Origin of the sequence: Kribbella sp. NPDC005582 (genome assembly GCF_040605415.1) — a bacterium.
Classification (GTDB): domain Bacteria; phylum Actinomycetota; class Actinomycetes; order Propionibacteriales; family Kribbellaceae; genus Kribbella.
Genome location: NZ_JBEXCU010000007.1, coordinates 251,309 through 277,603 on the forward strand (window position 1 = coordinate 251,309; position 26,295 = coordinate 277,603).

General features: G+C 68.6%; 18 protein-coding genes. 13 read left to right on the plus strand and 5 right to left on the minus strand.

Translation table 11 applies throughout. The features are described from left to right. The first annotated feature begins 21 nt into the window (after positions 1-21). From ABZS29_RS32980 to ABZS29_RS32995, 4 genes are read left to right on the plus strand one after another with little or no spacing between them, the layout of a single operon-like run. The gene (locus ABZS29_RS32980) at positions 22-846 is read left to right on the plus strand and encodes a MerR family transcriptional regulator (RefSeq protein ID WP_355467963.1); all 825 of its coding nucleotides are present in this window, start codon (positions 22-24) and stop codon (positions 844-846) included. Then, positions 846-1,709, plus strand: coding sequence for a transglutaminase-like domain-containing protein (locus tag ABZS29_RS32985; RefSeq protein ID WP_355467965.1), 864 nt, complete (start codon positions 846-848; stop codon positions 1,707-1,709). The genes ABZS29_RS32980 and ABZS29_RS32985 overlap by 1 nt, the downstream gene beginning before the upstream one ends. A gap of 48 nt (positions 1,710-1,757) precedes the next feature. Then, positions 1,758-2,333 carry a TetR/AcrR family transcriptional regulator gene (locus ABZS29_RS32990; protein ID WP_355467967.1) on the plus strand — a complete coding sequence of 192 codons (576 nt, stop codon included), beginning with the start codon at positions 1,758-1,760 and terminating at the stop codon, positions 2,331-2,333. A gap of 13 nt (positions 2,334-2,346) precedes the next feature. Beyond that, a complete protein-coding gene (locus ABZS29_RS32995; RefSeq protein ID WP_355467969.1) occupies positions 2,347-3,555 on the plus strand; it encodes a Cmx/CmrA family chloramphenicol efflux MFS transporter in 1,209 nt (402 codons plus the stop codon). A gap of 114 nt (positions 3,556-3,669) precedes the next feature. On the opposite strand, the gene glgP is transcribed toward ABZS29_RS32995, so the two are convergent. Continuing rightward, complete coding sequence (glgP, locus tag ABZS29_RS33000) at positions 3,670-6,267, minus strand: alpha-glucan family phosphorylase (protein ID WP_355467971.1); 2,598 nt, start codon at positions 6,265-6,267, stop codon at positions 3,670-3,672. A gap of 239 nt (positions 6,268-6,506) precedes the next feature. On the opposite strand from glgP, the gene ABZS29_RS33005 reads away from it, so the two are divergent. Further along, a complete protein-coding gene (locus ABZS29_RS33005) occupies positions 6,507-8,495 on the plus strand; it encodes an alpha-1,4-glucan--maltose-1-phosphate maltosyltransferase (RefSeq protein ID WP_355467973.1) in 1,989 nt (662 codons plus the stop codon). A 570-nt stretch (positions 8,496-9,065) separates the two neighbouring features. On the opposite strand, the gene ABZS29_RS33010 is transcribed toward ABZS29_RS33005, so the two are convergent. Then, complete coding sequence (locus tag ABZS29_RS33010) at positions 9,066-9,620, minus strand: winged helix-turn-helix domain-containing protein (RefSeq protein WP_355467975.1); 555 nt, start codon at positions 9,618-9,620, stop codon at positions 9,066-9,068. Between the two features lie 290 nt (positions 9,621-9,910). Between ABZS29_RS33010 and ABZS29_RS33015 the strand changes: the two genes are divergently transcribed. Further along, on the plus strand, positions 9,911-14,320 hold the full coding sequence (locus ABZS29_RS33015) for a S8 family serine peptidase (protein WP_355467977.1): 4,410 nt from the start codon (positions 9,911-9,913) through the stop codon (positions 14,318-14,320). Between the two features lie 72 nt (positions 14,321-14,392). On the opposite strand, the gene ABZS29_RS33020 is transcribed toward ABZS29_RS33015, so the two are convergent. Continuing rightward, complete coding sequence (locus ABZS29_RS33020) at positions 14,393-14,923, minus strand: winged helix-turn-helix domain-containing protein (RefSeq protein ID WP_355467978.1); 531 nt, start codon at positions 14,921-14,923, stop codon at positions 14,393-14,395. Between the two features lie 279 nt (positions 14,924-15,202). Here ABZS29_RS33020 and ABZS29_RS33025 point away from each other — a divergent pair, with 279 nt between their 5' ends. The 7 genes from ABZS29_RS33025 (at position 15,203) to ABZS29_RS33055 (ending at position 24,215) form a co-directional block, all read left to right on the plus strand. Further along, entirely contained in the window at positions 15,203-16,285 is a 1,083-nt protein-coding gene (locus ABZS29_RS33025) for an OmpA family protein (RefSeq protein WP_355467980.1), read from the plus strand. 103 nt (positions 16,286-16,388) lie between these two features. Beyond that, a complete protein-coding gene (locus tag ABZS29_RS33030) occupies positions 16,389-17,366 on the plus strand; it encodes a hypothetical protein (protein ID WP_355467982.1) in 978 nt (325 codons plus the stop codon). Between the two features lie 54 nt (positions 17,367-17,420). Continuing rightward, positions 17,421-17,630 (plus strand): hypothetical protein, encoded by a 210-nt coding sequence (locus ABZS29_RS33035; protein WP_355467984.1) that lies wholly within the window; start codon positions 17,421-17,423, stop codon positions 17,628-17,630. Positions 17,631-17,909: 279 nt separating this feature from the next. Then, positions 17,910-19,607 carry a maltose alpha-D-glucosyltransferase gene (treS, locus tag ABZS29_RS33040; protein WP_355468362.1) on the plus strand — a complete coding sequence of 566 codons (1,698 nt, stop codon included), beginning with the start codon at positions 17,910-17,912 and terminating at the stop codon, positions 19,605-19,607. Next, complete coding sequence (locus ABZS29_RS33045) at positions 19,604-21,025, plus strand: aminoglycoside phosphotransferase (RefSeq protein WP_355467986.1); 1,422 nt, start codon at positions 19,604-19,606, stop codon at positions 21,023-21,025. The genes treS and ABZS29_RS33045 overlap by 4 nt, the downstream gene beginning before the upstream one ends. 69 nt (positions 21,026-21,094) lie before the next feature. Next, positions 21,095-23,329, plus strand: a complete 2,235-nt coding sequence (gene glgB, locus ABZS29_RS33050; RefSeq protein WP_355467988.1) for a 1,4-alpha-glucan branching protein GlgB — start codon at positions 21,095-21,097, stop codon at positions 23,327-23,329. Positions 23,330-23,339: 10 nt separating this feature from the next. Next, positions 23,340-24,215, plus strand: a complete 876-nt coding sequence (locus ABZS29_RS33055) for a GNAT family N-acetyltransferase (RefSeq protein ID WP_355467990.1) — start codon at positions 23,340-23,342, stop codon at positions 24,213-24,215. On the opposite strand, the gene ABZS29_RS33060 is transcribed toward ABZS29_RS33055, so the two are convergent. Both ABZS29_RS33060 and ABZS29_RS33065 read right to left on the minus strand, forming a co-directional pair. Beyond that, a complete protein-coding gene (locus tag ABZS29_RS33060) occupies positions 24,208-25,038 on the minus strand; it encodes a phosphotransferase (RefSeq protein ID WP_355467992.1) in 831 nt (276 codons plus the stop codon). The genes ABZS29_RS33055 and ABZS29_RS33060 overlap by 8 nt on opposite strands. Before the next feature lie 11 nt (positions 25,039-25,049). Next, positions 25,050-26,294: a sigma-70 family RNA polymerase sigma factor gene (locus ABZS29_RS33065; protein ID WP_355467994.1), complete on the minus strand. Its 1,245-nt coding sequence runs from the start codon at positions 26,292-26,294 to the stop codon at positions 25,050-25,052. Between the last annotated feature and the right edge of the window lies 1 nt (position 26,295).

Below are 26,295 nucleotides of genomic sequence, written 5' to 3' on the forward strand. Positions count from 1 at the left end.
GGCAGGGGGTTTGATGATCGCGTGTTGACGATCAGTGAGTTCGGGCGGCGGGCGGGGCTTTCCCAGAAGGCCCTGCGGCTGTACGACGTCTCAGGACTGCTCGCGCCCGCCCAGGTGGACCCCGGCAACGGCTACCGCCTGTACGACGAGGAGCAACTGGAACGCGCTCGCCGGATCAGCGTGCTCCGGCAGCTCGACATGCCGCTGGCCACGATTGCCGACGTACTGGCTGGGTCGGACGAGGAGGCTGTCATCCGGCTCGACCGCTGGTGGGCAGCCGAAGAGGCGACGACCGCGGCCCGCCGGGCGACGCTCGAGTACCTGCGGAGCCGGCTCAACCGGACCGGGGTGTCCGGACTCACCCCGCGGCCGGTGCAGACCCGCGAGGTCCCGGCCACCAAGATCGCGGCGATCCGGGCCGAGACGAACCAGCAGATGCTGGTCGGGGTGATCGTCTCGGCGACCGACGAGATCGCATCGTACCTGCGCGCAGCCGGTGCGACCTGCACCGGAGCCTCGTGGGTGATCTACCACGACGCCATCACGCCCGAGTCGGAAGGAACCGTCGAGATCTGCGTGCCGTTCGAGGGTCTCGTCGACCCGGCCGGATCTATTGCGATCCGCGTCGAGCCGGCCCATCAGGAGGCGTACTGCACGATCACGATGGACGAGTGCTCGTACCCGCGGATCATGCTCGCCTACGACCTGGTCTTCGACTGGGTCCGCGGCCAGGCACTGCCCGAGGCCGGAGCGCCTCGCGAGATCTACCAGCCCGACTGCCACCTGCTCCCCCGCGACGCACTCGCCGTCGACATTGCCCAACCGATTCTTGTGAGGAGACCTTGATGGACTACGTGAAGCAGACGCCGTACAGCGATCCGGGTGAGTATGCCCACCTGTTCGACGCCCTGCCCGACGACATCCCCGCCATCGGCGCTGTCGTCCGCAACCTGCTCATCCACTACCGCGGCGGCGGGATCGAGTTCACCGGCGACCGCCTGGCCGAGATCGACCACCGCTGGGTCGCGTCCATCATCGCCACCGACCAACGCCGCAACGGTACGCCGCTCGCCGTACCGCGGGAGCCGTTCGACCGCGTCGTCTGTTGCTGCCGCGACTACACGTTGCTGTTCGTCTCCGCCCTGCGCCACAAGGGCATTCCGGCCCGCAGCCGGGTCGGCTTCGCCGTCTACTTCAACGAGAACTTCAACCACGACCACGTCGTCGCCGAGTACTGGAACGGCGAACGCTGGGTCATGACCGACGCCGAGCTGGACCCCGCCGACAACCACCCGTTCGACAGCCTCGACATGCCGGCCGGCCCGTTCCTCTCCGCCGCCGAAGTCTGGCTCGGCGCTCGTGCCGGCCACCTCGACCCCACCCTGTACGGCGCCGTCCCCGGTCCCGGCGACGGACTCACCCTGAACGGCCTCTGGTTCATCCGCACCTACGTGCACTACCAGCTCGCCCACCTGATGGGCGACGAACTCCTGCTCTGGGAAACCTGGGGCACCCTCGCCCCCACCTACACCGAGGCGGACGCCGCCGAGACCGACGAACTGGCCGCGCTGCTGATCGCCGCCGACACCGGCGACGAAACCGCCTTCAAGGAGCTCATGAGCCGCTACCCGGCACTGGCTCCCAACGGCCGCACGCTGCTCACTTCGCCTTCCGGGCGGCCGCACGAGTGGGTCCAACTGGTGCGGTGACCTCGATGGTTTTGGATAGCTCGGTCCAAAACCTGTTATGGTCGGTGCATGGTCAGGCCGAGGATGTTCGACGAGGAGCAAGCCGTCGATGCCGCGATGCGCGTGTTCTGGGCTTCGGGGTACGAGGCGACGTCCACGCAGGCGCTGTGTGCGGCGACCGGGCTTGGCCGGAGCAGCATCTACAACACGTTCAGCAGCAAGCGGGCGCTGTTCGATCTCGCGCTGCATCGCTACATGGAGCAGACGACCTCGGCGCAGCTCGAGCTCATCCGCCGCGACGATCTGCCGATCCGGGAACGGGTCTGGCAGATCTTGTGGCGCGCGGTGGAGCCTGATCCGGGCGACCCGTCGGGATGCCTGGTGGTGAACACGGTCGTCGAGCTCGGGCCGACCGATCCCGAGCTCGTCGAGATCCTCGACCGGGACCACGCCGTGAAGCTCACCGCCCTCGCCGACGCGATCCGCGCCGCGCAGGCCACGGGTGACGTCGACGCCGATCGCGATCCTGCCGCGCTGGCCGATTACGTGTACGTCGTACTCGGCGGGCTGCGGGTCGCCGCCCGGCGTGGCGCACCGGCCGCTGCTCAACAGTCCGTCATCGAGGCTGCGCTCCAAGCCTTCTGAGCCAGAGGAACCCATGTCCGACCAAGGCAAAGCCCTGCCCTTCGCCGTCTACCTGCTCGGCGCCGCGATCTTCGCCCAGGGAACGTCGGAGCTGATGCTGGCCGGCCTCCTGCCGGAGATCTCGGCCGACCTGCACGTCTCGATCCCCGCCGCCGGGTTGCTGATCTCCGCGTTCGCCATCGGCATGCTGGTCGGCGCTCCGGTGCTCGCGGTCGTCACGTTGCGCTGGTCGCGGCGTACCGCGATGCTCGCCTTCCTGCTCGCGTTCGCGCTGACTCACGTGGCCGGCGCACTGACCACGGACTACGGCGTACTGCTGGCGACGCGCGTCGCGGGCGCCTTCGTGTACGCCGGATTCTGGGCTGTCGCCTCCGTCACCGCGATCGAGCTCGCCGGACCGCAGTCCCGGGCCCGCGCGATGAGCGTCCTGGCCGGCGGACTCACCGTCGCTTCCATCGTCGGCCTCCCGGCCGGCACCGCCCTCGGCCAGCACCTCGGCTGGCAATCCGCGTTCTGGGCGGTCGCCGCGATGTCCGCAGTCGCCATGGTCGGCCTCCTCTTCACGATCCCCGGCGGCCGCTCCGGCACCACTCCCGAACTTCGCCTCGAGCTACGCGCCCTCCGCAACCCAGCCCTCTGGCTCGCCTACGGAACCACCGCGCTCTCCACGGCGGGCATCCTGGCGATCTTCTCCTACCTCGCGCCACTACTCACAGACTCCACCGGCCTCTCCTCCGGCTGGATCCCCGCAATCCTCGCTTTCTACGGCGTTGGCGCTCTGATCGGCATCACCACGGCCGGCCGCACCGCCGACCGCCGCCCGTTCACCACGCTGACCGTCGCCCTCACCGGTCTTCTAGTCGCCGCTCTCCTGCTCGCGCTCGGCGCCGGTACGCCGTGGCTCGCCGTACCGGCTGTCATTCTCGTCGGCACCTTCGGCTTCGCCACCAACCCCGCCGTCAACGCCCGAGTCTTCGCCCTCGCCGGCGCCGCCCCGACTCTCGCCGCCGCCTTCAACATCTCAGCCTTCAACGTGGGCATCACGGTAGGTCCCTGGCTGGCCGGACTGCCTCTGGACGCCGGCGCGGGCTATCCCACGGTCGGCTGGGTCGGCGCGCTGTTCACGGTGCTTGCCCTGGGCACCGTCGTTGTCGCCACACGCCTGCGCGGACCTGCGCCACTCACCAACGCTGCTACAAGCGAGTCGCTGACCAGCCGCTGAGCGTGAACCGAACGAGCCGCGCTTACTTGGTGAGTGGTGGCGGTCCGCACAGCGACGGGCGGACGCGGGGAAAGAGAAACCCCGCCTGGTGAGGCAGGCGGGGTCTTGGGGAATTTAGAACTCGGAGCCAGCAGGCAAGTCGGGCGCGCTGGGGTCGTCCGGGTCGGACGGGCCGGCGGCCAGGCCTAGCTCGGCGGGGCTGGCCAGGGCCTTGTGGTTGGGGACCACTCGGACCGTGTAGCCGAAGGGGCCGGTGCGGTCGAGCTTCAGCTCGCCTTCGTAGCGGTGGCGGTTGCCTTCGTAGGTTTCAGCCAGCGACAGCGTCGCGCGGACGGGATCGGTGATCTCGTCGTTGGCGTCGACGCGGCCGTGCAGCACCTCGACGCAGATGTCTGCCGGCTCGAGGTCGCCGAGTGCGGCGAAGGCGCGGACGCCGACGGTCGTACCCAGCTGCGGTACGTCGCCGAGGCCCTGCAGCTCCACGTGGTCGACGCGGATGGCCGGCCAGGCGGCGCGGACCTTCTTCTTCCAGGCGGCCAGTTCGCGGGCGCCGTCGTACGTCGCGTTCAACGCACGCGAGGACAAAGCCGCCGGGACGTAGAGCTGCTCGACGTAGTCGCGGACCATGCGGGTCGCGAGGACCTTCGGGCCGAGCTCCTTGATGGTGTGCCGGAGCATTTCGATCCAGCGGCCGGGGACCTCGCCGTCGTAGAAGCGCGGGGCGACCTGCTTCTCGATCAGGTCGTAGAGCGCGTGCGCCTCGAGGTCGTCACGGCGGTCGGTGTCCTCGATGCCTTCGGCCGACGGGATCGCCCAGCCGAACTCGTCGTCGTACCACTCGTCCCACCAGCCGTCCCGGATGGAGAGGTTCAGCGCACCGTTCAGAGCCGCCTTCATGCCGGACGTGCCGCAGGCCTCGTACGGGCGCAGCGGGTTGTTCAGCCAGACGTCGCAGCCCGGGTACATCGGCTGTGCCAGCGCGATGTCGTAGTCCGGCACGAAGACGATGCGGTGCCGCACCTCAGGGTCGTCGGCGAAGCGGACCATCTCCTGGATGAGCTTCTTGCCGCCCTCGTCGTGCGGGTGCGACTTGCCGGCGATGACGATCTGCACCGGACGCTCGGGGTGCAGCAGCATCGCCTTCAGCCGCGCGGGGTCGCGCAGCATCAGCGTCAGCCGCTTGTACGACGGGACGCGGCGCGCGAAACCCATCGTGAGGACGTCGGGGTCGAGGATCTCGTCGACCCAGCCGAGCTCGGCCTCGCTGGCACCGCGGTTGATCCAGGACTGCCGGACCCGGGCGCGGGTGTCGTCGATGAAACGCTGGCGCAGGACCCGCTTGGTCTCCCAGATCTGCGCGTCGGTGGTCTTGTCGAGGCCGTGGAAGACGTCGTCGGACTCGGACCGGTCGGTCGTCGCCAGCGTGAGCTCATTGATCTCGCGGGCCACCCAGGTCGGCGCGTGGACGCCGTTGGTGATCGACGTGATCGGTACGTCGGTGGAGTCGAAGCTCGGCCACAGACCGGCGAACATGCCGCGGCTGACCAGCCCGTGCAGCTTGGAGACGCCGTTCGCGCGCTGGGCGAGCCGCAGCCCCATGATCGCCATGTTGAAGACGCCCGGGTCGCCGCCCTCGAAGTCCTCGGCGCCGAGCTGCAGGATCCGGTCGATCGGTACGCCGTCGCCGAACGCGTCGGGCGAGAAGTGCTGCTGGATCAGCTCGACCGGGAACCGGTCGATACCGGCCGGGACCGGGGTGTGCGTGGTGAAGACGGTGCCACCGCGGTTGACCTCGAGCGCGGTGTCGAAGTCGAGCCCCTTGTCGGCGGCCAGCTCGCGGATCCGCTCGATGCCGAGGAACCCGGCGTGGCCCTCGTTGGTGTGGAAGACCTCGGGCGCGGGGTGGCCGGTGATCCGGCAGTACTCACGGACCGCGCGGACGCCGCCGACGCCGAGCAGCAGTTCCTGGAGCAGCCGGTGCTCGGTGGTACCGCCGTACAAACGGTCGGTCACCTCGCGCTCGGCGGGCTCGTTCTCCTCGATGTCGGAGTCGAGCATCAGCAGCGGCACGCGGCCGACCTGGGCAACCCAGATTTGGGCGCGCAGCTCGCGGTCACCGGGCAGCGTCAGCGTGACGGTCGCCGGGGCGTCGCCGTCGCGGAGCAGGCTGATCGGCAGCCCGTCCGGGTCGACGAGCGGGTAGCGCTCCTGCTGCCAGCCCTCGCGGTTCAGCGACTGGGCGAAGTACCCGTGCCGGTACAGCAGACCGACACCGATCAGCGGTACGCCGAGGTCACTGGCCGCCTTCAGGTGGTCACCGGCCAGGATGCCGAGACCGCCGGAGTACTGCGGCAGCACGTGCGTGATGCCGAACTCCGGGGAGAAGTAGGCCACCCCGGTCACCGGGGAACCCGCCTCGGTCTGGAACCAGCGGTCGTCGGAGACGTAGCCGTTCAGGTCGGAGACGGCCAGCTCGAGCCGGCGCAGGAAGGCCGGGTCGCTCGCCAGCTCGTCGAGTCGGGCCGCCGGCACCTCACCGAGCAGCCGCACCGGGTCACCGCCGGTGCTGCGCCACAGCTGAGGGTCGACAGCCTCGAAGACATCCTGCGTCTCCGGGTGCCAGGCCCAGCGCAGGTTGTTCACCAGGGTGCCGAGACCGGTCAGCGGCTCGGGCAGGACAGGGCGGACGGAGAATCGTCGTATCGCTCGCACCGGGACACCGTACCGGCCATCTGCGCTGAGAACACCCTCGGCGTGCATCTTTTTTGCAACGCGAGCAAGACTTTGCAGGCCTTGTCAGTACTGCTGGTCCGGTGACCGAACGTTCACGTTCCAAACCGTGGACCGAACCGTGACCCCCGCTTGCGATGGATGGACGCTGGGAATCGATAAGGTCAGTGCTGTAGTTCCGCCGTGACACCTAACTCAGAGAGTGAAGGTCTTCTTACGCCATGACTGGGCGCATCCCGATCACCGACGTCACCCCGACCGTCGACGCCGGAGCGTATCCGGCCAAGGCCGCCGTCGGCGAGACGTTCACCATCGCGGCCACGGTGTTCCGCGAAGGCCACGACGCGGTGAACGCGAACGTCGTACTGACGTCGCCGACGGGACAGACCAGACGGATGCTGATGGCACCAGGTGCCCCCGGCACCGACCGCTGGAGTGTCGACGTCACCCTGCAGGAGCAGGGCGCGTGGACGTTCGCGGTCGAGGGCTGGAGCGACCCGTACGGGACCTGGCGGCACAACGCCGAGATCAAGATCCCGGCGGGGATCGACGTCGAGCTGATGTTCGCCGAGGGCGCGGCGTTTTTCGACCGCGCGGCCGCCGGCGTACCGCCCGCCGTACGGGCTGATCGGGCCACCCTGGGCGACGCCGCGCAGGCGTTGTCCAACAGCGCGTTGCCACCGGAGGCACGGCTCGCCGCGGGCATCTCGCCGCAGGTGCGGGCGGCGCTTGGGCGCTACCCGGTGCGTGAACTGATCACCTCGTCGGAGACCTACCCGGTGTGGGTCGACCGCGAGCGTGCGCTCTACGGCAGTTGGTACGAGTTCTTCCCGCGCTCCGAAGGCGCCGAGTACGACGAGGCCACCGGCGAGTGGAAGTCCGGCACCTTCCGGACGGCCGCCGAGCGGCTCGAAGCCGTCGCAAAGATGGGCTTCGACATTCTCTACGTGCCGCCGATCCACCCGATCGGCAAGGCCTTCCGCAAGGGGCCGAACAACACGCTCGACCCGAAGGAAGGCGACCCGGGGTCACCGTGGGCGATCGGCTCCGAGGAGGGCGGCCACGACGCCATCCACCCCGAGCTCGGCACCTTCGAGGACTTCGAGTACTTCGTCGGCCGCGCCCGCGAGGTCGGTCTCGAGGTCGCGATCGACCTGGCGCTGCAGGCGTCGCCGGACCACCCGTGGGTCAAGGATCACCCGAAGTGGTTCAACGTCCGCGCCGACGGCTCGATCGCGTACGCCGAGAACCCGCCGAAGAAGTACCAGGACATCTACCCGATCAACTTCGACAACGATCCCGAAGGCATCTACGCCGAGGTCCTGCGGATCGTGAAGCTGTGGATCGACAAGGGCGTCACGGTGTTCCGGGTCGACAACCCGCACACCAAGCCGGTCAACTTCTGGGAGTACCTGCTCGGCGAGATCCGCAAGACCGACCCGGACGTGGTCTTCCTGTCCGAGGCGTTCACGCGCCGGCCGATGATGCACGAGCTCGCCAAGGTCGGCTTCCACCAGTCGTACACCTACTTCACCTGGCGCAACGAGAAGTGGGAGCTCGAGGAGTACCTGACCGAGCTGACCAAGGACAGCGGCCACTTCCTGCGGCCGAACTTCTTCGTCAATACCCCGGACATCCTGACTGCCTACTTGCAGTACGGCGGTCCTGGCGCGTTCAAGATCCGTGCGGCGATCGCGGCCACGGCATCACCGTCGTGGGGCGTGTACGCCGGGTACGAGTTGTTCGAGCACGTCGCGCTGCGGCCGGGTTCGGAGGAGTACCTCGACACGGAGAAGTTCCAGTTCCGTCCGCGCGACTGGGCCGCCGCTGAAGCCGAGGGTCGCACGCTGGCGCCGTACCTGACGTTGCTGAACACGGTCCGCCGTCGCCACCCGGCACTGCAGCAGCTCCGCAACCTCTCGCTGCACACCACCGACGACGAGGCGATCATGTGCTTCTCCAAGCGCACAACCGCCCCCGACGGCCACAGCGACACCGTCATCGTCGTCGTCAACACCGACCCCCACGCCGTACGGGAAACCGTCGTCCACCTCGACATGGCCGCCCTCGGCATGCGCCCCGAAGACACCTTCACCGTGTACGACGAGATCACCGGCGCGACCTGGCGCTGGGGCCAGCAGAACTACGTCAAGCTCGACCCCAACGGCGAGCCCGCCCACATCCTCGCCGTACGCCGCGGCCAAGCCTGACCCCCGCGGCGCTAACGCACGGCTCCTCCGTCGCCGAGCTTCGCGCCGCACCCGCCCACCCCCCGCTCGGCGCGGTCCATCCCCATCCGGCTACCGCCGGGACCTACCAGCTACCGCTGGCGATTGCGAGCTATCGCTCGCCGACAACAGCCCGGGGCCGTCGTCTCTTCGGAGACGCCGGCGGGGTGAGGGGTGGGGTGCGACGCGGGTGCGGCGCGGGTGCCGTGTGGTGCGGTGCGAGTGTGGTGCGGCGCGGGTGCCGTGCGGTGCGAGTGTGGTGCGGTGCGAGTGCGGTGCGAGTGTGGTGCGGCGCGGGTGCCGTGCGGTGCGAGTGTGGTGCGGTGCGAGTGTGGTGCGAGGGCGGATGCGAGGGCTGCACCCGGGAACGCGGTTGGAGCGGGGAGAGCCCAGGGCGCGGCGTGAGGGTGACACTCGGGAGCGGGCGCGACACCCGGGGCGCGGTACGCGTGATGATGCACGGACTGACGCCACGCCGGGTGAACCGACGCGCGCTCCCACGCGTACCTCCCTCGACTCAATCGCTTGCCTCGAGCAACAAACTCCTGCCGGTCAGCCTGCTCGCAATGACGTGATCGACGGGTGCTGATGATCCGTCAGCCGGAAGCCCGTGCCGCGGACGGCGTCGATGGTGACCGTAGTCCCGAGCTCGTCGAGCTTGCGACGGAGGCGTTTGACCACCGAGTGAACGTCCGCTGTGCCCCGGAGCTCCCGGGTCCCCCAGACGGCCTGATGCAGAGCGTCGTACGTCCATACCCGCACCGGCGCGGACATCAGGCGAGCCAGCAGGTCGTGCTCCAGTTCCGTCAGCTGGACCTCGCGGTCGCGCCAGCGGGCGACCGACCGGACCCGATCAATAGTCAGTACGTCGGCTTCCGGCGGATCAGCCGCCGTACCAGCAGGCGGGGGCTGGCGACCGGGAACCAACAGCTTGCGGAGTTCGTCGAGACTGGAGACGAGCAGGAGCGGTGCGACGTCGTCGATGAGTTCGGCGAGGCGGACGCGTTGCTCGGGTGAGGCTGCCACGGCGATCAGCAGCGGGAACGGTTGGGCGTCGGTCGTGGTCAGATCGACGTCCGCTGGGGCGGGGACACGGGCGGTGACCATACCGTCACGATGTCAACCTCTGCCTCAGATCGTCAACGGATGGCCAATCTTTGACTACGTTGCTTCGATCTGTGCGACTGTTAGTCACACTTTGCTCACCAAGTGTGCTTGTGACCCGGTTCAGCTGACACATAGTGTCCTCGGCAGGCTCGCCGTGTCACACGCGGCGACCTGGGGGGCACGCAGCGTTCGTCCATCGATTCACCGCCAGGCCGGGCGCCTGCACCCCTCTGCGCACCACATGACTCGGGGGAGTCAACTCGGGGTCGTCAAGTGAGGGGCTGCGAAGAATGTCAGACAGCAGACGTAGGGGGCTCGCCAGAACTCTGGTCGGCGCCCTGGCGACGGTGGCCGTCGTCGCGACGGGGTTGGGCGCCACCGGCGCCGCCCTGGCCGCACCGCCCACCAAGCCGGCCGGGACCGACCCGGCCGCCAAGATCAAGCCGGACCTGATGGCCAAGCTCAGCGGCAAGGACGCGAAGGCCGCCAACGACTACTGGGTCTACTTCGGTCAGAAGGCGGATCTCGCCTCCGCCAGCAAGATCACCGACTGGACCGAGCGTGGCACCGCGGTGGCCGAGAAGCTGCGCGCGACCGCCGCCGCGAGCCAGAAGAGCGTCAAGGCCGAGCTGGACGCACAAGGCGTCAAGTACAAGGCTTTCTGGGCCACGAACGCGATCCGGATCAACGGTGGATCGTTCGACCTGGCCAAGAAGCTGGCCGCGCACAGCGAGGTCGCCGGGCTCTACAACCCGACGCAGGTCGAGGTCCCGAAGGTCACCGAGGGCACCTCGGAGCACGAGATCAACGCGGTCGAGTGGGGCGTCGCCAACATCAAGGCGAACCAGGTGTGGTCGCAGTTCGGCGACAAGGGCGCCGGCATCACGATCGCCAACATCGACACCGGGGTGCAGTACGACCACCCGGCCCTGGTGAAGCAGTACCGCGGAAACCTCGGCAACGGGACGTTCGACCACAACTACAACTGGTTCGACGCGGCCGGTACGTCGCCGAACCAGCCCGCCGACGGCAACGGCCACGGCACCCACACGATGGGCACGATGGCCGGTGACGACGGCGCCGGGAACCAGATCGGTGTCGCGCCCGAGGTCAAGTGGATCGCCGCGAACGGCTGCTGCCCGAGCGACGAGGCACTGATCGAGTCCGGCCAGTGGATGCTGCAGCCGACCAACCTGGCCGGGCAGAACCCCGACGCCAGCAAGCGGCCGAACGTCATCAACAACTCGTGGGGCTCGACGCTGCCCTCGAACGACCCGTTCATGGAGGACGTCACCCTCGCCTGGGCCGCCTCCGGCATCTTCGGTGCGTTCGCGAACGGCAACAGCGGCTCGGCCTGCAACACGTCCGGTTCGCCGGGCAGCTCGACGAGCAACTACTCGGCCGGCGCCTACGACATCAACAACAACATCGCCTCGTTCTCCGGCCGCGGTGCCGGTCAGAACGGCACGATCAAGCCGAACATCTCGGCCCCGGGCGTCAACGTCCGATCGAGCCTGCCCGGCAACACGTACGGCGCCTTCAACGGTACGTCGATGGCCACGCCGCACCTCGCGGCCGCGGTCGCGCTGCTGTGGTCCGCCTCGCCGACGCTGAAGGGTGACGTGGCCGCGACTCGCGCGCTGCTGAACACGACGGCGATCGACACGGCCAGCACGCAGTGCGGTGGCACCACCGAGAACAACAACGTCTTCGGTCAGGGCCGCCTCGACGCACTCGCGCTGCTGAACGCCGCTCCGGTCGGCAACACCGGCACCCTGTCCGGCAAGGTCACCGCCGCCACCGGCGGCGCTCCGCTCGCCGGCGCCAGCGTGACCGTCAAGGCGGCGGGCCAGGCCGACAAGGTCCTGACCACCTCCAGCACCGGCACCTACTCGAGCGTGCTGCCGGCCGGGTCGTACAACCTGACCGTCGCCTCGTTCGGCTACAAGTCGCAGACGGCGACCGCGGTGATCACCACCGGCCAGACCACCACGAAGGACTTCGCGCTGGCGAGCTCCCCGCAGGTCAGTGTCGGCGGCACCATCTCCGACGGCTCCGGCCACGGCTGGCCGCTGTACGCGAAGGTCAGCGTCGAGGGCGCCGGTGGCGTGTTCGACTACACCACCCCGACCAACGGCCGGTTCAGCTTCAAGGTTCCGGGCGGGGCGTCGTACAACCTGAAGGTCGAGTCGCAGATCCCCGGCTACGAGACCACCACCGTTCCGGTCACCGTCGGCACGACCAACGTGACCAAGAACGTCGCCGTCAAGGTTCGGCAGGACTCCTGCCTGACCGCGCCGGGTTACAAGAACGGCTCCGACGGCGTGTACGAGACGTTCGACGCCGCCGCGGCGCCGAACGGCTGGACCGTCCAGGACGGCAAGGGCAACGGCCAGGTCTGGAAGTTCGACGACCCGGGCAAGCGCACCAACCTCTCCGGCGGTACCGGCGGCTTCGCGATCATCGACAGCGACAAGTACGGTTCCGGCGGCGCGCAGGACACCTCGCTGGTCAGCCCGTCCGTGGACCTGTCCGCGGTCACCGCTCCGGTGATCCGGTTCAACCAGGACCTCAACTGGCTCGGTGGTGAGAAGGCCGACGTCGACCTCTCGATCGACGGCGGCGCCACCTGGACCAACGTGCTGCGCCAGGCCACGGCCGACGCCCGCGGCGTCAAGGAGATCGCGATCCCGACCGCGGCCGGCAAGTCCGCCGTCCAGGTCCGCTTCCACTACTACGACGCGTCGTACGAATGGTGGTGGGAGGTCGACAACGTCCTGATCGGCAGCCAGGTCATCTGTGAGCCGGTCGGCGGCGGTCTCGTCGTCGGCAACGTCAAGGACGCCAACACCGGCGGCGCCGTCAACGGCGCGGTCGTCACCCGGGACGGTTCCACCGAGTCCGGTACGACGGTTGCCACGCCGGAGGACACCGGTCTGGCCGACGGCTTCTACTGGCTGTACTCGTCGGCCGACGGCGACCAGGGCTTCACCGCCAAGGCCGGCAACTACGTCAGCGCGAAGTCGACCGTCTCGGTCGAGGCGGACTGGGTGACCAGTGCCGACTTCACGCTGGCCGCCGGTCAGCTCAGCGTCACCCCGGGCGACATCGGCGCGACCCTGCCGCTCGGTGGCAAGACCAGCAAGACGGTCACCGTCACCAACACCGGCGGTGCGCCGGTCAAGGTGAAGTTCGGTGAGAAGGACGGCGGGTTCGTCCTGGAGAACGCCAACGGTTCCAAGACCACCAAGGCGCAGGTGCTGAGCAGCAAGGGCGCCCCGCTGCAGCGGATCCAGGTGCCGACGTCGTTCGCCCAGACCCTGTCCGGCAAGCCGATCGAGGTTCCGGAGAGCACGGTTCCGGGCGCGGCGCCCTGGACCGGGATCGCGAACTACCCGGCCGTCGTGATGGACAACCGCGTCGTCACGGTCGACGGCACGGTCTACTCGATTGCCGGTGGCAACGGGTCGGCGTCGTCCGCGGACAGCTACAAGTACGACGCGGCCGCCAAGGCCTGGACCGCGATCGCCCCGCTGCCGGGTGCCCGTAACGCCATCACGGTCGGTGCGGTCAACGGCAAGATCATCGCCAGCTCCGGCTGGGGTGCGTCCGGTCCGGACGCGGCGACCTGGTCCTACGACCCGGCCGCGAACGCCTGGACCGCAGTGGCCGCCAACCCGGCCCCGCGGGCCGCGGCCGGTCAGGCCGTTGCCGGAGGCAAGCTGTACGCCGTCGGCGGCTGCACCACCGCGGACTGCCTGCCGATGAGCAACACGGTGGTCAGCTACGACCCGGCGAGCAACACCTGGGCCACGCTGGCCAACTACCCGAAGTCGGTCGCGTTCGCCTCCTGTGGCGCGATCGATGGCAAGGTCTACTGCGCCGGTGGTAACGACGGCACCAACTCGCTGAAGAACGCCTACGTCTACGACCCGGGTGCGGACTCGTGGACCGCGGTGGCCGACGCTCCGGCCGACCACTGGGCCGGTGCGTACGCCGTCGCCGGTGGCAAGCTGCTCGTGGTCGGCGGTGTCCAGGCGGGCGCCGTCACCAACGCCGGCTTCGCCTACGACCCGGCCAGCAACACCTGGGCAGCCCTGCCGAACGCCAACCAGGCCCGGTACCGCGGTGGCGCAGCCTGTGGCTTCTACAAGGTCGGTGGCTCGTCCGGTGGCTTCACCGCCACCGCGGACTCGGAGAACCTGCCGGGTCTGGAGGACTGCTCGGAGTCCGCGGCCGACGTGAGCTGGCTGGCGCTGGACAAGACCGAGGCCGAGCTGGCCCCGGGCGAGTCCACCACCGTCAAGGTCAGCATCTCGGCGAACGTCGACCAGCCGGGCACCTACACCGGCGCGGTCACGATCGGTGAGGACACGCCGTACTCGGTCAACCCGGTCGACGTCAAGATGACCGTCACGCCGCCGAGCACCTGGGCCAAGATCCAGGGCACGGTGACCGGAGTCAGCAAGACCGGTACCCGGGCCCCGCTGCCGGGTGCGACCGTCCAGGTCGACTCGTGGGCGCAGTCCTACACGTTCATCACGGACAAGGACGGCAACTACGCCTACTGGCTCGACATCCGCAACAACCCCCTCACGCTGATCGCGGCCAAGGACGGCTACAAGCCGCAGACTCGCAGCACCGAGCTGCTGTCCGGCGAGCCGATCACGGAGGACTTCGCACTGCTCGCCACCAAGTAACCCACCAAGTAACACTGCCAACTGAATAGTCAGGCCCCCGGACCGCGATGGTCCGGGGGCCTGATCTTTTGTTCAGGTGGTCGGCAGCAGGTGGAAGCCGACGCCGCGGACGGCATGGATGGTGACCGTGGCGCCCAGGTTGGCGAGCTTCTGCCGGAGCCGCTTGACGACGGAGTGGATGTGCGAGCCGTGGCCGAGATGCTCGTTGCCCCAGACCGCGTGGTGCAGCCGCTGGTACGTCCAGACCTGACCGGGCTCCTCGACCAGGCAGTGCAGGAAGTCGTGCTCGAGCCGGGTCAGCGGCACCTCACGATCCTCCCAGCGGACCACGCGGCGCTCCATGTCGAGCAGTAGCCCGGACTCCGCGCGTACCGGCGGCTCGTCGGGCACCGGTACGACGGACTGCGCCATCACGACCGGTGCGGCCGGAGAGCCCGGGTCGGTGAGCTCCAGGAACGCCCGCGCCTGTTCGGCACTGGACACGAGCAGCAGCGCGTCGGCGTCGCCGAGCAGCCGGGCCAGTTGCACCCGCTCGGCCGTCGAAGTGGCCACGCCGATGATCAACGACGACTCTGCCGGCCTTTGATCAGCTAGCCTCTCCATCCGATCCCCTCCCTCTCCCCCGGACGCCGCCCACCAGACGCAGTAACGCACGCACAAGTACGGTTTACGACGCGAACTAAGTCAAGGGATTCCCTGCACGTCGAGCTGGCACATATGCGACCTGTCCGAGGTAGGACAGTTCTGACCGGATCCGGTCAGCCGACACGCTGTATCGATTTGCCTGACCGGCGTGCGTCCTGTGTGCACGGCGGAGTAGTCTCCTCGCGCACGGTCACTTCGGCCCGCACCCGTCGGAGGACCGCTTCTGACGGAGGAACAGTGCCCGGACTCGTTCGGCGGCCGGTCGTCGTCTGGCTGCTCGCGGCGGTTGCCGTACCTGTGTTGTTGACCGCTGTGCTGCTACCGGTGAGGGCCGACTCGATCGAGGACGAGCTTCGGTCACAGGCCGTTGCGGCGCTCACCGCGCGTGGTATCAACGGCGCGACCGTCGTGATGGACGGCCGTGACGCGTCGGTCCAGGTCGCGACCGACGTGGACGCCGCGGCGATCCGCGAGATCGTCGGCGGGGTCGACGGCGTCCGCAGCGTCACCATCGCGACCGGCCCGGGTGAGCCCGCGCCGACGACCCCGGGCCCGGAGCAACCGGCGGAGCCGGGCTTCGAGATCGGCCGGACCAACACCGCGCTGCGCGTCCAGGCGACAGTGCGGAGCGAGCTGGCCAAGGACGCGATCAAGACCGAGGTGGAGAAGGTCCTCGGGCCCGACCGCGAGTACGACCAGCGCGTGACCGTCGACTCGACGAAGGGCATCGAGGACGTCAGCACGCTGTCCGCGCTGCTGCACGCGATGGCGATCGGTACCGGCGACGCCTCGGTCCGGTACGACGGGACCACCGTCACGCTGAGCGGCGACGTACCGGATCAGGCGACGAAGGCGATGGCGGCGCGGGCCGCGGCACAGGCCGTGCCCGGCGCGGTGATCGCCAACGAGCTCCGCGTCCCGGCCGGCAAGCCGACCGTGAGCGAGGCCTGCCGGACGTTCAAGACACGGCTGGCGGAGTTCGGCCGGCAGAACCGGATCAACTTCCTGTCCGGTACCGCGATCGTCAACGATGCCTCGAAGCAGGCAGTCGCCCGCGCCGCCGCCCTGCTCAAGACCTGCGCCACCGCGCGCGTCGAGGTCGCCGGCCACACCGACAACCTCGGCTCCCCCGCCACCAGCCTCCCGCTCTCCGAAGAACGCGCCGCCGCCGTCAAGACCGAGCTGGTCCGCCTCGGCGTGGCAGCCGACCGCATCACCGCCACCGGCTACGGCCAGGCCTTCCCGATCGCCCCCAACACCACCGCCACCGGCCGGGTCGCCAACCGCCGCGCCGAGATCAGAGCCCTGCAGGAGAACTGATGACCCGCCTCGCCCTCGACACCTGGATCCTGCTCCTGCTCGCCTTCTTCCTGGGCAGCGCGCTGGCCTACCTACTCCACCGCACCACGAAAGGAGCCCGCCGATGAGCTGGCTCCTCCGCCACAACTGGCCCTGGACCCTCCTCGCGTTCCTGCTGGGCGCGGTAGTCACCTGGCTCCTCCTGTCGCGCCGTACGCCGGCCGAAGCGCCGGCTGAAGCCGAGGTAGAGGTAAAGGAAGAAGCCCTGGTAGGCGCCGCCTCCTCCCCCGCCGCCGCGGCCGCAGCACCCGCACCAGCCGCACCACCCGCGCGCAAGCCCGCCCGCGACGAACCAGTCCGCGCCGAACCCGCACCTGTTGCCTCACCACGCACTGAGCCCACCAAGCAGGCGAAGGCCGAGCCGAACCAGCCACAACCCAAGCCGGCCAAGCCTGCGCCCGCCCAGCCCGAGCCGCCCAAGGCCGAGCCGACCCCCGAAGCTGTGCAGGCGAAGGCTGAGCCGGAACCTGCCCAAGCCGAACCCGCTGTCGCCACACCGGCGCGCGAGGCGGAGGCTGCTCCCACGCTCGTAGCCGAGCCGCAGGTTGTTGCTGCGCCGAAGGCTGCGGACGAGCCGGCGGTTGCCGCCGAGCCGCAGGTTGTTGCCGAGCAGGTTGCCGCCGAGCAGGTTGCCGCCGAGCAGGTTGTTGCCGAGCCGGAGGTTGTTGCTGCACCGGCCGCGACCGAGCCGGAGGTTGTTGCTGCGTCACCGCATGTTGCGGAGCCGGCGATGGCCGAGCCTATGACCATCTCGGCCGACAGTGAGTTCTCGCGGGTGATGGGTGAGCCGACGCTGTTCGACGACGAGGTGCCGGTCGGGCGGTTCGGGCCGGGCTCGGCGGACGCCGTACCGCATCAGGGACCGCCGGACGGCTTCACCATCAAGGGGAACGCGCAGTCGATGCTGTTCCACACTCCGGACTCCCCGTACTACGGCCGCACCAAAGCCGAGGTCTGGTTCCGCACGGAGGGTGACGCCGAGCGCGCCGGCTTCACGAAGTACGTCCGCAAACCGCGCAAGTCCACCCAGCCCGGCAACTGAACCATCGCCGGTCCTACGATCGCCACACGTAGTGACGACTTCAGGAGGTCAGCGGTGCAGCGAGAAATCAGCGTTTCCTACACCCTCGAGCAGGACGAGAACGGCGAGTGGTGTGCCGAAGCCGCGCTGAGCCCGAAGTCGTTCGCGAACGGCTCAGGCCCGACGCCTGAGGCCGCGCTCGAGGACCTGAAGGAAGCCATCGCAGTGCTCGCCGAGACCGTCGGCGTACCGGACCAGATCACCGTCACGGTCGAGGTGGACTGATGGCCGCGCCCAAGAAAACGGGGGCGCTGACCCAGACCAGCAGGCCAATGGTTTTACTCTGCGGGATGTTTGCGGGTCTATTTGCTTGTACTGGCAAAGGGCCGTCAGACTAAGCGCAACGCACTCGCGGACCGTCCATCGCGCTGCGTCACCACATCATCGGCCTCACCGGTTCCTGTGTTTTACCTTCCTTTTCAGCGACTCCGGTTCGGGGTACGAGAAGGTGCGGGCACTGGCGAGTCCCCCACAACACTCCCGATGGAGGTGAGCGTGACCGACATGCTGCCGGAGCAGCACCACGGACTGACGAAGAAGGATCCGCTGTGGTTCAAGCGGGCTGTCTTCTACGAAGTTCTGGTGCGGTCGTTCAAGGATTCGAACGCCGACGGCATCGGCGACCTGCAGGGCCTGACCGAGAAGCTGGACTATCTCGAGTGGCTCGGCGTGGACTGCCTTTGGCTGCCGCCGTTCTATCCGTCACCGCTGCGCGACGGCGGTTACGACATCTCCGATTACACCGGCGTGATGCCGGAGGTCGGCACGATCCAGGACTTCGCCGCCTTCATGGACGCGTGCCACGCGCGCGGGATGCGCGTCATCGTCGACTTCGTGATGAATCACACCTCGGACCAGCACCCCTGGTTCCAGGAGTCGCGGGCCAACCCCGACGGTCCGTACGGCGACTTCTACGTCTGGTCGGACACCGACGAGCCGTACGCCGACGCGCGGATCATCTTCGTCGACTCGGAGCAGTCGAACTGGACCTGGGACCCGGTGCGCGGGCAGTACTTCTGGCACCGGTTCTACTCCAGCCAGCCGGACCTCAACTTCGAGAACCCGGCCGTCGGCGACGCGATGATCGAGGCGCTGAAGTTCTGGCTGGACCTCGGCATCGACGGGTTCCGCCTCGACGCCGTGCCGTACCTGTTCGAGGAGGACGGCACCAACTGCGAGAACCTGCCGCGCACGCACGAGTTCCTGAAGCGGGTGCGCAAGGAGGTCGACGCGAACTACGAGGACCGGATCCTGCTCTGCGAGGCGAACCAGTGGCCGGCCGACGTGGTCGACTACTTCGGTGACCGCGAGTCCGGTGGCGACGAGTGCCAGATGGCGTTCCACTTCCCGGTGATGCCGCGCATCTTCATGGGCGTCCGCCGCGAGTCCAGGTTCCCGATCTCGGAGATCCTGGCGCAGACCCCGGCCATCCCGGACACCTGCCAGTGGGGCATCTTCCTGCGCAACCACGACGAGCTGACGCTCGAGATGGTCACCGACGAGGACCGCGACTACATGTGGTCGGAGTACGCGCAGGACCCGCGGATGAAGGCGAACATCGGCATCCGCCGCCGCCTCGCCCCGCTGCTGGACAACGACACCAACAAGATGGAGTTGTTCACCGCGATGCTGTTGTCGTTGCCGGGATCACCGATCCTGTACTACGGCGACGAGATCGGCATGGGTGACAACATCTGGCTGGGTGACCGCGACGGCGTCCGGACCCCGATGCAGTGGTCGCCGGACCGGAACGCGTCGTTCTCGACCGCGACCCCGGGCAAGCTGAGCCTGCCGGTCATCATGGACCCGGTCTACGGCTACCAGGCGGTGAACGTCGAGGCCGAGATGGAGAACGCCTCGTCGCTGCTGCACTGGACCCGGCGGATGATCCAGACCCGCAAGCAGCACCCGTGTTTCGGGATGGGTACCTTCACGGACCTGGGCGGCTCGAACCCGAGCGTCCTGTCCTACATCCGGGAGTTCGGCGACGACGTCGTGCTCTGTGTGAACAACCTGTCGCGGTTCCCGCAGCCGATCGAGCTGGACCTGCGGCAGTGGCAAGGAGTGGAACCGGTCGAGCTGCTCGGCGGGGTGCACTTCCCCGCGATCGGTGAGTTGCCCTACCTTTTGACGCTCGGCGCGCACGGTTTCTACTGGTTCCGGCTGCCCAAGCCGGCCGACCACGAGGAGAGCATTTCGTGACTTCCCATCTGGACCAGGTCCAGTCCTTCTGCGCGGGCCAACGCTGGTTCGGGGAGAAGGGACACGACGTCGTCGTCGACGCGGTGGCCACGTCCGAGTGGCTGTCCGACGAAGGGGTCTGGCCTGCGGTCCGGATCGGGTTCGTCTATTGCTCAGGGCCGCCCGGAACGGACATCCCGATCCGGGTGTACCAGCTGCCGCTCAGCTACCACCAGCGCCCGGTCGAGAACCTCGGCCACGCGCTGGTCGGTGACTGGGACGAGCAGGACCTCGGCGACCAGCGGGTCTGGGTGTACGACGCCTTGCACGACAAGGAAGCCACGCCGTACTGGCTGGACGGCCTCACCCATGGCCGCCGGCTGGACGGGCTGGAGTTCCACCCGGTGCACGCACCGGAGCGGGCGACGGTGGTGCCGGAGGACGCACAGTCTCTGGTGCTGACCGTCGAGCAGTCGAACACGTCGCTGGTCTTCGGCGACGTGGCGCTGCTGAAGGTCTTCCGCCGGCTCGAGCCCGGGAGCAATCCCGGTGTCGAGATCGAGTCGGCGCTCACAGAGTCCGGCTCGGAGCTGGTCCCGGAGGTGCTCGGCTCGGCGCGCGGCAGCTGGCCGCGGGCCGGTGGCGGCACCGACAGCGGTGAGCTGGCGATGATGACGGCCTTCCAGAAGAACGCCACCGACGGCTGGTCGTTCGCGACCTCGTCGGTGCGCGATCTGTACGCCGAGGCCGACCTGCACGCCGAAGAGGTCGGCGGCGACTTCGCCGGCGAATCGCACCGGCTCGGTGCCAGCACCGCCCAGGTGCACGCGGAGCTGGCGAAGGCGCTCGGCACGGATGTCTGGGAGCAGTCCAAGCTGGTCGAGCACGCTGCCGCGATGCAGCGCCGGCTCGACCACGCCGTGGCCGCGATCCCCGAGCTCGCGCCGTACGCCGAAGGTCTGAGTCGCGCGTTCGCGAATCTGGCGGCGGCCGACCGGCCTGTGCTGGTGCAGCGCATCCACGGCGACTTCCACCTCGGTCAGGTGCTGCGCACCATCGAGGGCTGGAAGCTGATCGACTTCGAGGGTGAGCCGGCCAAGTCGCTCGTCGAGCGGCGTGCGCTGGACACTCCGGTCAAGGACATCGCGGGCATGCTGCGGTCCTTCGACTACGCGGCGCGTTCGTTGCTGCTGACCGATCACGACGGCGATCAGCAGATCGCCTACCGGGCCGCGGAGTGGGCCAGCCGCAACCAGCAGGCGTTCTGCGACGGCTATGCCGAGGTTGCGGACACCGATCCGCGTGAGCACTCGGCTTTGCTGGACGCGTTCCTGGCCGACAAGCTGATCTACGAGGTCCTGTACGAAGCACGCAACCGCCCGACCTGGTTGCGGATCCCGCTCGCTGCTGCCGCGCAGCTCGCGGGCGTCGAGCACTAACCCGTGTAGCTCAAGACTTGTCGGGTACGGGGTGCAGTGAATGTGTTCGCGATCGGGCAGGATGGGTGCATGGGATCGAGTGAGAGCGAAGCCATGGAGCAGCCGGTGGTTCCGGTCGAGGAGCCTGTGGTGACAGCCGTTCCGGTGGACCGGACCGTGCTGGAGCGAGTGGTTGGCGGGACGTATCACGATTCCCATCAGGTGCTCGGGCCGCATCTCGGTGAGCACGGGGTGACGGTGCGCGCGCTGCGCCCCTTCGCCAGTGCGGTGACCGTGCTGTACGACGGCAAGCAACTCCCGCTGCGGCACGAGTTCGACGGGATCTGGGTCGGCGTACTGGACACCGACAAAGTGCCGGACTACCGGCTCGAGGTCAGCTACACCGACGGTCCGTCGGTCGAGGTCGACGACCCGTACCGGTATCTGCCGTCGCTCGGCGAGGTCGACCTGCATCTGATCGGCGAGGGCCGGCACGAGCAGCTGTGGACGGTGCTCGGCGCGCACGTCCGCCGGTACGACGGCCCCGCGGGCGCTGTCACCGGTACGTCGTTCGCCGTCTGGGCGCCGAACGCGCAGGGTGTCCGGCTGACCGCCGACTTCAACTTCTGGGACGGCCGCGCGCATCCGCTGCGGTCGCTCGGCGGCTCCGGTGTGTGGGAGCTGTTCGTACCGGGCATCGGCCCGGGCACGCGGTACAAGTTCGACATCTGCGGACGTGACGGCGTCTGGCGGCAGAAGGCCGACCCGATGGCGAACCTCGCCGAGGTTCCCCCGGCGAACGCCTCGGTCGTGCACGAGTCGACGTACGAGTGGGACGACGCTGCCTGGCTGGAGCGCCGGGCCGCGGCGGAGAGCCACGCCGAGCCGATGAGCGTCTACGAGGTGCATCTCGGGTCGTGGCGCAAGGGCAAGTCCTACCGTGAGCTCGCCGACGAGCTTGTTGCCTATGTCAACGATATGGGCTTTACGCATGTCGAGTTCATGCCGGTGATGGAGCACCCGTTCGGCGGTTCCTGGGGCTACCAGGTCACGTCGTACTTCGCGCCGACCTCACGGTTCGGCGATCCCGACGACTTCCGGTTCCTGGTCGACAAGCTGCACCAGGCAGGCATCGGCGTACTGGTCGACTGGGTGCCGGCGCACTTCCCGAAGGACGCGTGGGCGCTGGCCCGCTTCGACGGGACCCCGCTGTACGAGCACCCGGACCCGCGTCGCGGCGAGCAGCCCGACTGGGGCACGCTGGTCTTCGACTTCGGCCGGCCGCAGGTGCGCAACTTCCTGGTCGCGAACGCGATCTACTGGGCCGAGGAGTTCCACATCGACGGCCTGCGCGTGGACGCGGTCGCCTCGATGCTCTACCTGGATTACTCGCGCCAAGAGGGCCAATGGGTCCCCAACCAGTACGGCGGCCGCGAGAACCTCGAGGCGGTGTCGTTCCTGCAGGAGATGAACGCGACGCTCTACAAGCGCGTGCCCGGTGTGATCACGGTGGCCGAGGAGTCGACGTCGTGGCCCGGCGTCACCCGCGACACCCACCTCGGCGGTCTCGGCTTCGGCTTCAAGTGGAACATGGGCTGGATGAACGACTCGCTCCGCTACCTGGAGCACGAGCCGGTGCATCGCCAGTACCACCACCACGAGCTGACGTTCTCGATGATGTACGCCTACTCCGAGAACTTCGTCCTTCCGCTGTCGCACGACGAGGTCGTGCACGGCAAGGGCTCACTGTTGCGCAAGATGCCGGGCGACCGCTGGCAGCAGCTGGCGAACCTGCGCGCCTACCTGGCGATGATGTGGGCGCACCCCGGCAAGCAGCTGCTGTTCATGGGCTGCGAGTTCGGCCAGGAGTCGGAGTGGTCCGAGAAGGGCGAGCTCGACTGGTGGCTGCTGGACCACGAGAACCACCGTGGTCTGCAGAGCCTCGTCCGCGACCTGAACGGCGTCTACACCGGTACGCCGGCCTTGTGGCGCACCGATCAGGCTCCGGAGAAGTTCAGCTGGATCGACGCCAACGACGCCGGGAACAACGTCTTCTCGTTCGTCCGGTTCGGCGACGAGGGTGAGCCGACGGTCGCCTGTATCGCGAACTTCTCGGCGGTCCCGCACCACGGCTACCGCCTCGGCCTGCCGTACGCCGGTCGCTGGTCCGAGGTGATCAACACCGACGCCGGCAACTACGGCGGCTCCGGGGTCGGCAACCTGGGCGCTGTCACCGCCGACGGCCCGGAGTGGCACGGCATGACGACCAGCACCGAACTGTCCGTTCCGCCCCTCGCCACCGTCTACTTGCGGTACGACGGGTAGCGTTCGTGGAGTGACCGCCGTACAACCGCTGACCGATGGTGACCTGACGCTGCACCTGTCCGTACAGGATCAGCAGGTGGTGACCTTCGAAGTCGAGAACGGAAACCCGCTCGGCACAGTGGAGGTGCGGCGGACCACGCCTGGCGCCGGTCTGGTCGTCTGGGCGCTGGACGGCGGTCCCGAGTTCGCACAGCGAGCGGTTCGGCTGCTGTCGGAGTACGCGTTCGGTGAGCTCGGCCTGCATCGGCTGCAGATCGACGTGGACCCAGAACTGCACGCCTCGATGCGAGTGGCGATCCGAGCCGGCTTCCGCCGTGAAGGTCTGCTGCGCGGCGCGGCCTCGGTCGACGGCGAGCGTCGCGACGTCGTCGTCTACGGGATGCGCAGCGACGACCCGCGTCCGGATTCCATCCTCGGCTGGACCACCTTGATGGACTCGACGCTGCCGAAGAAGCGCGTCATCGCCCACGTTGTCGTCCGGGACACCACCGGTCGCGTCCTGCTCTGCAAGGTCAGCTACAAACAGGACCTCGAGTTACCCGGCGGCGTCGTAGAGCCAGACGAGGACCCTGCCACCGGCGCCTCCCGCGAGATGGAGGAGGAGCTCGGCATCGCCCTCCCCCTGCACGGCGTCCTCGCCATCGATTGGCTCCCGCGCTGGGAAGGCTGGGGCGACGCCGTCGAGATTCTGTACGACGGCGGTGTCCACGACCCGTCGCTGCTGGAGACCCTGCACCCCGACGGCCGCGAGATCCTCGGCCTGTCGTGGCACTCCCCCGACGCCCTCGACGGGCTCGTCTCACCGCTGAACGTCCGGCGCCTCCCGCTGGTCCTGGCCAAGCCGGACCAGCTTCACAACCTCAGCAACGGTTCGCCGATCACCTAGGCAGCCGGTTGAGGTCGGCGACGCACCACTGGTAGTGCCCGTCGCCGGCTTCGGCATCGTAGATCGTCGCGCTGGTGATCGCGTAGGCCTGGCGGTAGAGGTACATCCGCTCGCGGTCGTGCCCGAGTGCCTCGAAGCGCTTGAGCAGCACAGTGTCGAGGCGGCGCGCCTCAGGCCCGTACATGTCGAAGAACCCGGCAGCGAGCGCAGCATCAAGGGTGTTGTCGCCAGCCATCGAGTAGAAACCCCAGTCGAGCAGGGCGGCCGGGCGGGCGCCGTCCATCAGCAGGTTCGGCGGGCAAACGTCACCGTGGACGATGCTCAGCTTCTCCAGTTCGATCGAGGCCAGCCGGCGGGTGACGCTGTCGAGCAACGCCGCGAAGTTCGTGACATCGCGCTCGAAATGCCGGTACGACGCCTCGGCGCGACGCCGGACCAGCGCGGCGAACGATTCGCCCCAGGACAGTCCGGGAAGCCAGAACGGTTCGTTCAGCACGAACAACCCCTTGCCGGCCGGCCCTGCCGTCGTCGTGCTCAATGCTTCGACAACGGTGACGAACGCGTCCAGGGCGTCGCTCTCGGCGACCTCGGCCGAGGGCAACGGCGTACCGGTGAGCTTGTCCTCGATGCTGATGGCCAAGCCGTTGTCAGCAGCACCGATCTCCCGGATCCGCGGTGTCCGGAACGGCAGCTCGGGGATCTCGTCGAGGAAGGCCTGCATCAACCGCACGTCGTCGGGACGTCGCTCGAACCAGTCCTTGCGGACCCGACCGTCCCCGAGGTCGTAGACGGCGCCTTCCATGCCCTGTCCGATCAGCTCCATGACCCCGAACTCTATAAGACCAGCTCCGCGCGACGACGGTTCAGGAACCGGCGCTCGGCCTCGTTCGTGGTGAGCGCCACGGCCTCGCCGTACGCCTCGGCCGCTGCCTTGCTCCGGCCCAACCGCGCCAGTACGTCGGCCCTGGCGGCGGGCAGATAGGCATAGCTGCGGAGCGCCGGTTCGTTGCCTAAGGCATCCAGCTCTTCGAGCACCTCGGTCAGGTCCGCGCCGGGGACCAGGCTGCGGGCGGCGGCCCGGTTCAGCGCGACGATCGGCGTCGGCCAGCTCACCATCATCGCGTCGTACATCCGGACGACCTGAGGCCAGTCCGTCTGCTCCCAGGACCGCGCGGTCACGTGCAGCCCCGCGACCGCTGCCTGCAAGGCGAACCGGCCGTGGCCGCGCAACAGTGCTGCCGTCGCTCGCGACACGCCTTCGGCCAGCATTCGCACGTCCCACCGCGACCGATCCTGATCCGCGAGCAGGACCAGCTCACCGTCTGCGCTCATCCGGGCGGTGCCGCGCGCCTCATTCATCAGGAGCAGGCCGAGCAACGCCTCTGGCTCGGTCTCGGTCGGCATCAGCCGGACGAGCAAGCGGGCGAGTTGCAGCGCCCGCTCGGTCAGATCCGTTCTCGTCAGCTCCGCACCGGCCGCCACGTGCCCGGCGGTGTAGACGAGGTGGACCACGGTGAGCACGGCGTCGAGCCTGGCCGGCAGCTCGTCGTCGGCCGGGATCCGGTACGGAATGCCGGCCGCTGCGATCTTCTTCTTCGCGCGGGTGATGCGGGCCGCGGCGGTCGGTTCACTGATCAGCAACCCGGCTGCCACCTCGCGAGTGGTCAATCCGCAGATCAGCCGCAGCGTCAGCGCCACCTGGGACTCCTGGGCCAGTGCCGGGTGGCAGCAGGTGAACACCAGCCGGAGCGGATCGGTCGGCTGCTCCTCCTCGCCCGGCTCCTCGATGAGCAGCGGCAGCTTCCGCCGTAGCGTGGTCTCGCGCCGGAGCCGGTCGAGCGCCAGCCGCCGTGCGACCGTGGTCAGCCAGCCGCCCGGGTTGGCCGGGATCTCGTCCGGCCAGGTCCGCAGCGCCTGCACGAAGGCGTCCTGCGCGCAGTCCTCGGCCAGATCGAGGTCGCGGGTCAGTCGCACGACCGAGGCCAGCACGGTCGACCAGCTCTCCCGGTGCGCCCGCTCGACGGCGGCAACGACCGCCCGCGGATGGGCCGCGGGAGGTCGTTGCGGTGCGTCGTGCATC